The sequence below is a fragment of the Streptomyces sp. NPDC001904 genome, assembly GCF_040297005.1.
GTDB lineage: Bacteria > Actinomycetota > Actinomycetes > Streptomycetales > Streptomycetaceae > Streptomyces.
Window position 1 is genome coordinate 98,146 of sequence record NZ_JBEOYI010000002.1, and the last position, 6,377, is coordinate 104,522.

The 6,377-nt window shown below is 71.1% G+C and carries 6 protein-coding genes; 1 reads left to right on the forward strand and 5 read right to left on the reverse strand.

The genetic code is table 11. The features are described from left to right. Window positions 1-5: 5 nt before the first annotated feature. The 5 genes from ABT127_RS02965 to ABT127_RS02985 form a co-directional block, all read right to left on the reverse strand. Window positions 6-1,343: an ABC transporter substrate-binding protein gene (locus tag ABT127_RS02965; protein WP_351444137.1), complete on the reverse strand. Its 1,338-nt coding sequence runs from the start codon at window positions 1,341-1,343 to the stop codon at window positions 6-8. Between the two features lie 60 nt (window positions 1,344-1,403). Then, a complete protein-coding gene (locus ABT127_RS02970) occupies window positions 1,404-2,570 on the reverse strand; it encodes an ROK family transcriptional regulator (protein ID WP_351444138.1) in 1,167 nt (388 codons plus the stop codon). Window positions 2,571-2,726: 156 nt separating this feature from the next. After that, window positions 2,727-3,530, reverse strand: coding sequence for a hypothetical protein (locus ABT127_RS02975; RefSeq protein ID WP_351444139.1), 804 nt, complete (start codon window positions 3,528-3,530; stop codon window positions 2,727-2,729). A gap of 77 nt (window positions 3,531-3,607) precedes the next feature. After that, entirely contained in the window at window positions 3,608-4,246 is a 639-nt protein-coding gene (locus ABT127_RS02980; protein WP_351444140.1) for an RNA polymerase sigma factor, read from the reverse strand. A 174-nt stretch (window positions 4,247-4,420) separates the two neighbouring features. Then, window positions 4,421-4,957 carry an HNH endonuclease gene (locus ABT127_RS02985; RefSeq protein ID WP_351444142.1) on the reverse strand — a complete coding sequence of 179 codons (537 nt, stop codon included), beginning with the start codon at window positions 4,955-4,957 and terminating at the stop codon, window positions 4,421-4,423. A gap of 307 nt (window positions 4,958-5,264) precedes the next feature. On the opposite strand from ABT127_RS02985, the gene ABT127_RS02990 reads away from it, so the two are divergent. Next, a complete protein-coding gene (locus ABT127_RS02990) occupies window positions 5,265-6,350 on the forward strand; it encodes a mechanosensitive ion channel family protein (protein WP_351444143.1) in 1,086 nt (361 codons plus the stop codon). The last annotated feature ends 27 nt before the right edge of the window (window positions 6,351-6,377 follow it).

Below are 6,377 nucleotides of genomic sequence, written 5' to 3' on the forward strand. Positions count from 1 at the left end.
GGACCTCAGTTCTGCGACTGCAGCGTGTCGGCGTCGATGAGCTTGTCGAGACGTTTCAGTCCCGCCTTCAGGTTCGGGACCTTCCCGGCCTCCTCCGTGTACGAGAAGTCCTGGAGCTGCACGACGTACATGCCGCCGTTGGTCGACGGGGGCAGCACCTGGCTGTACTTGTTCTTCGCGATGTCCAGGAACGTGCGGAACGTCGGGTCGGCGTCCAGCTTCGGCGACGTGAGGGCCGCCTTCGTCGAGGGCACGTTGTGGATCGCGTTCGCGAACTTCACGACCTGGTCGGTGTCCGCGGTCAGGTACCGCAGCAGCTCCCAGGCGGCGTTCTGGTGCTTGCTGCTGTGCGCGATGCCGGCGACGGTGCCGGTGAGATAGCCGCGCCCGTACTTCTCCACCTGGTCGTCGGGGACCGGCAGCGGGGCCACGCCCCAGTCGAACTTCGCCTTGGCGTCGTCGAGCATCAGGCCGCGCCACTCACCGTCGAGGTGCATGGCCACCTTGCCGTTCAGGAAGGCGTTCTGGTTCGACATCTCGTCGCCGAAGGAGGTGCGGAACCGCTCCAGGGCGTCGTAGCCGCCCTGCGCGTCCATCAGCTTCTTCGCGGTCCTGAAGAACTCGTACGACGCCGGGTCCTTCGCCAGCCGGGACGTGCCGTCCTGGTCGAAGTAGGTCGGGCCCCACTGGGCGAACAGCCGGTCGGGGCTGTTCTGGTAGAAGCGGAAGTTCGGCATGAAGCCGACGCGCTTGACCGTGTTGCCGCTCTTCTGCGTCAGCTTCCTGGAGTCGGCGACGAACTCGGACATCGTCTTCGGCGGGTGCGTGATGCCCGCCTCCTTGAAGGCGTCCTTGTTGTAGTACATGCCGAAGGCGTCGGCGAGCAGCGGCAGCGCGCACTGGTTGCCGTCGTAACTGGTGTAGTCCAGCAGGGCCTTCGGGAAGGTCTTGTCCTTGTCGAGCCCGGTCTTCTTCATGAACGGGTCGAGGTCGGCCCACATGCCGGAGTCGCAGTACTGCCCGACGTTGTTCGTCGTGAAGGACGAGACGACGTCCGGGGCCTCGTCGCCGCCGGCCCGCAGCGCCTGGTTGAGGGTGGCGTCGGTGACGTTGCCGGTGGACTGCACATGGATGTTCGGGTGGAGCTTCTCGAAGCGGGCGATCGAGTCGTTGATCGCCTTGACCTCGCCGGGCGCCGACCAGCCGTGCCAGAACTTGATGGTGACGGGCTTGGTCGGATCGTCGTCGGCGCTGCCGGTACTGGGATTGGCGCAGCCGGCGAGCAGCAGTCCGGCCGCGGCGAGCACCACGGGTGCGCGCAGGGGTATGCGCCATCGCGGCATGGCGAACGTCCTTTACGTGGGTGGGACGGTGGGCGGAGTGGGGGAGGGGCGGTACGGGGTTCAGGCGCCGCTGGTGTCGAAGACGGTGTCGCGGGCCTGCGACAGGGCGGTGCGCAGGGCACCGGTGAGGATGGGATCGCCGGCCAGCTCGCTGATGCGCAACTGCGGCCGGGGCAGGGCGAGTCCGGTGAGCTCCCGCTCCACGCGCTCGCGCAGCGGGTCGCCGCCCGCCTGGGCGACGAGCCCGGACAGCACGACGAGTTCGGGGTCGACGACGGCGACGACGGCGGCGAGGCCGGTGGCCAGGCGCCGGGCCACCTCGTCGAGCACCTCGACGTCCTTCAGCGCCTCGGCGAGGTCCTCGGTGCCGCCCGCGAGGTCGCGGATCGCGGGGGCCGCCACCAGGGACTGGAAGCCGCCGCCCGCGTCGTTGCGGGCGTGCACCGTCTCGCCGCCCCGGGCCAGCGGGGCGCCGGGCAGCGGCATGTAGCCGATCTCGCCCGCGCCGCCGGTCGCGCCGCGCAGCAGGACGCCGCCGAGCACGATCGCGGCGCCGACGCCCTCGTCGACGTAGGCGAGGACGAAGTCGTCGTGGTCCTGGGCCGCGCCCTCGTACTGCTCGGCGAGGGCCGCGAGGTTGACGTCGTTCTCGATGGAGACGGGGGTGCCCAGCACCTCGGCCAGCTCGGCGCGCAGGGTGCGCGAGTGCCAGCCGGGCAGGTGCGGGGCGTAGCGCAGCTGGCCGGTGTGCGGGTCGATGGCGCCCGGGGTGCCGATGACGGTGGCGGTCAGGTCGTCGTGGCCGAGCCCGGCCCGCTCCAGGGCGCCGTCGACCGCCTCGCTGACGAGCTGCGCGGTGCGGTGGCGCACGTCCTCCGCCACGGCGACGGCCTCGATCCGGAAGCGGCCGCGCTCGGCGCCGGTGATGTCGGCGACGACCGCGGTGATGCCGGTCGGGTCGGCGGACAGGGCGGCGACGTGCGCGGCGTCCGGGGCGATCTCGTAGAGCACGGCGTTGGGCCCGGGGCGGCCGGTCTGGCTGCCCGTGGTGCGCACCAGCCCGGCCGCTTCGAGCCGCCCGAGGATCTGCGAGGTCGTCGGCTTGGAGAGGCCGGTGAGTTCGCCGATCCGGGTGCGGGTGAGCGGGCCGTGGGCGACGAGGAGGTCGAGGGCGGAACGGTCGTTCATCGCACGCAGCACGCTCGGGGTGCCGGGGGTAGCGGCCATCTCGTGCTGTCTCCTCGCGGTGTCGTCATCGACTGTTAGGAAGGTTTCCTATTGGGTGCGAGGAACGTAAGTCGCTGGTGAAGGGGGCGTCAAGGGAAGACGCCCCCTGGTTGTCCAACTCGTTATCTCAGGGGTGCCCGTGGGCCGGGCGGCGACTCACCGGAAACGCGGGTCCTTCCGCTGGTCGTAGATCTCCTTGCCCGAGGCGTCGTAGGCGTGGATGTACGGGCTCGGGCCCGCGTAGCGCCGGCCCGGCGTGGCGCCGGCGGTGAGGGTGGACGCGTAGAAGAAGGCGCCGTCGGCCATGAGTGCCGGATACTCCGCCGGCTTGTCGCCGTAGCTGACGGTGACCTTGGCGACGCCGGATGCGTAGTGCCCGGCGCCCGCCACGAGGAAGGACCGCTCGCCCGTGGGTTCCATGGTGGAGTCGAAGTACTCGATCGTGCGGTCGGTGCTCCACAGCCGGTCGTTGATGAAGGTGGGCGGGGAACTCATGCTGCTGCCCTTGTCGCCCTTCGTCTGGCACTGCGCGTACTGGCCCGAGGAGTTGACGGCGATCACCACGCCGTCCGCGCTCGGGGCGGCGACGGGGGTGTGGACCGCGAGGACGGAGTGGAAGCGGGCGGCGTCCTGTCCCAGGCAGGAGGAGAGGATCCGGGCGACGGAGCCGGCCCCGATCGGGGGCAGCTTCCCGGGGGTGATGGTGAAGGCGTTCGGACCGGACGAAGCCGAAGCCGAAGCCGAAGCGGCGCCCGAGCCCGGGGGCGAGGCGGAAGGGGACGCGGGCGCGGCGGCGGGGGCCGACAGCGACGGCGCGGCACTCGGCCGTGCCTCGCCCGTCCCGCCGAGGACGGCCACGGCCGTGACGCTCACCACCGTGACACCGGTGGCCACGGCGAGCGGAACCCCCCACCGGCGGCTCGGCGACGGCGGCCGGTGCTCCTCGAGACCGATCTTCATCAGTAGCTCCTCTCGCATCCGCCGGTGGTCCGGCAGATCGCGTTCGGAAGGAGCCGCTGGAATTCCCTGCTCGTCACTCATCGTGCGACTTCCTTCGCGTGGACGTGATTCCCGGAACCGAAGACCGCCGCGTCGGGGGCCCCGTCGGTGAGATCGGCCCCCAGTCGCCGTCGCGCCCGGTGCAGCCTGGACTTCACGGTGCCGACCGCCACCTTCAGCACGGCCGCGGCCGCCTGCTGGTCGAGGCCCGCCCAGACGCACAGCTCGACGACCTCGCGTTCGTGCCGCGGCAGCCGGGCCAGCGCCCGGTGGATCTCCGACATGCGGCGCTCGTCGTCGATCCGGACGGCGACCCGGTCCGCGTGGTCGCCCACCGGCTCGTCGTGCGAGACGAGCCGGTGCAGCAGCGCCTCGGCGCGTCTGAGCCGCCGTCTGGTGTTCGACAGCAGGCGGTCGGCGATGCCCAGCAGCCACGGCAGCGCGGAATCGCGGTCGAGGACCGTCTCCGCGCGCCGCCGCCAGGCGTGCAGGAACACCGTCGAGGTGAGGTCCTCCGCCTCGGACCAGTCGGCCGTCCGGCGGAACACGTAGTTGTAGACGGCCTTTCCGTGGCGGTCGAAGAGCAGACCGAACGCCTCCCGGTCGCCGTCGACGGCGCGCGCCCACAGCTCCCGGTCGGTCATCCCGCCGTCGGGTCCGGCGTCGTTCAGTTCCATGCTCTCTACGTGTCCGGCACCCCGCCCGAGGTTCCCGCGGACGTCATCCGGTTCGACGTGCGGGCGTGCGGCCGGTGCCCGCGGGACCGGACCCGACGCCCGGCACGCCGGGAGCACGGGCGGGCGGGGTCGGGCGGGCGCGGGCCCCGGGAACGCAAAGACCCGGATCGATGATCAGGCGGAAACGCCTTCGATCCGGGCCAGGGCCTCGTCCGCGCCGAATGGTTGCAGATAGGGCAGCCAGCGCGGGTCCCTGTGCCCGGTCCCGATGATGCGCCAGGCCAGACCCGTCGGCGGTGCGGGCTTGTGGCGCAGGCGCCAGCCGATCTCCACCAGATGGCGGTCGGCCTTCGTGTGGTTGCAGCGGCGGCACGACGCCACCACGTTGTCCCAGACGTGCTGGCCCCCGCGGCTGCGCGGGATGACGTGGTCGACGCTGGTTGCGACGCCACCGCAGTACATGCACCGGCCGCCGTCACGGGCGAACAGTGCACGCCGGGTCAGAGGAACGGGGCCCCGGTAGGGAACCCGGACGAACCGCTTGAGCCGGACCACGCTGGGTGCGGGGACGGTGCAGGTGGCGCTGTGCATGAAGGCGCCGGACTCCTCGAGACAAGTGGCCTTGTTCTCCAGGACGAGTACGAGCGCGCGGCGGAGCGGTACGACGCCGAGGGGCTCGTACGACGCGTTGAGGACCAGGACATGCGGCACGGAATGCCTCCTTGTACGCCGGCGGCGCGTGGCTCGCGCCGGGACGATCTGCAGTCAGTCTCCCCTCATCGCTGGTCATGGCGCCACCATGTCCGCGTAACGGCCTTGAAGTGTTTTCGACCACATCTCGCTCACGTCCGGCGCGGAACCGGCCAAGTTGCGGGTGAGCGCCCGTGAGCACCGTCTCTTCGCCGAACATCTCGCCGATCCGCGCACAATGCCCCGTTAGTGTGGTGGGCCTGCCCGCTCCCGTCCCCGAGTCGTGCCGCCCTGTGGCGGGCAGAGGCAACGCCTGGAGGTACCTGCCGTGATCTTGTCCGTCCTGTCGGCCGCCAGCGACACGGGCAGTCAGCAGCCCACGCTCAAGGACGCCCAGGAGCAGGCCGGTCAGGCCGCCAGCTGGGTCGAGGAGAACTGGTCCGACTGGCTCGCCCTCGGCCTGCGGATCCTGCTGATCGTCGTCATAGCCGCCGTGCTGCGGGGGGTGATCCGGCGGGCCATCACCAAGCTGATCGAGCGCATGAACCGCACGGCGCAGGCCGTCGACGGCACCGCGTTCGGCGGCCTCCTGGTGAACGTCGAGCGGCGCAGACAGCGCTCGCAGGCCATCGGCAGCGTGCTGCGCTCGGTCGCGTCCTTCGTGATCCTCGGCACGGCCGCGCTGATGATCCTCAGCGCCTTCAAGATCAACCTCGCGCCGCTGCTGGCCTCCGCCGGTGTCGCCGGTGTCGCGATCGGTTTCGGCGCCCGCAACCTCGTCACCGACTTCCTCTCCGGCTGCTTCATGATCCTGGAGGACCAGTACGGGGTCGGGGACACCATCGACGCCGGGGTCGCCTCCGGCGAGGTGATCGAGGTCGGGCTGCGCGTCACCAAGCTGCGCGGCGCCGAGGGCGAGATCTGGTACGTGCGCAACGGAGAGGTCAAGCGGATAGGGAACCTCTCGCAGGGCTGGGCCACCGCGGGCGTCGACGTCACCGTCCGCGCCGACGAGGACCTCGACAAGGTGCGGACCGTGCTCGGCGAGATCGGCGAGGAGATGAGCAAGGCCGAGCCGTGGAACGAGATGCTGTGGGGGCCCATCGAGGTCCTCGGCCTCGACAGCGTGCTCCTGGACTCGATGGTCGTACGGGTCTCCGCCAAGACCATGCCGGGCAAGGCCCTGACCGTCGAGCGCGAGCTGCGCTGGCGCATCAAGCGGGCCTTCGACGAGGCGGGCATCCGCATCGTGGGCGGCGTCCCGGTCGCGCTGGACGAGCCGGCCGCCGACCCGACGGCCGGGATGGCCGCCCCGTCCGCCTACGCGTCGACGACGTCGCCGCAGTCGCTGGCCGCGTTCGTCGCGGGCGCGGCCCTGTACGCGTGCGTGGGGCCGCGCGACGACCGGAACTAGACGTCGTCGCATGCACAAGAGGGGCGC

What these genes read in the sequence shown, in the direction of transcription:
- ABT127_RS02965 (WP_351444137.1), bottom strand. Translation starts at nt 1,343, where the DNA reads ATGCCGCGATGGCGCATACCCCTGCGCGCACCCGTGGTGCTCGCCGCG.
- ABT127_RS02970 (WP_351444138.1), bottom strand. Translation starts at nt 2,570, where the DNA reads ATGGCCGCTACCCCCGGCACCCCGAGCGTGCTGCGTGCGATGAACGAC.
- ABT127_RS02975 (WP_351444139.1), bottom strand. Translation starts at nt 3,530, where the DNA reads ATGAAGATCGGTCTCGAGGAGCACCGGCCGCCGTCGCCGAGCCGCCGG.
- ABT127_RS02980 (WP_351444140.1), bottom strand. Translation starts at nt 4,246, where the DNA reads ATGGAACTGAACGACGCCGGACCCGACGGCGGGATGACCGACCGGGAG.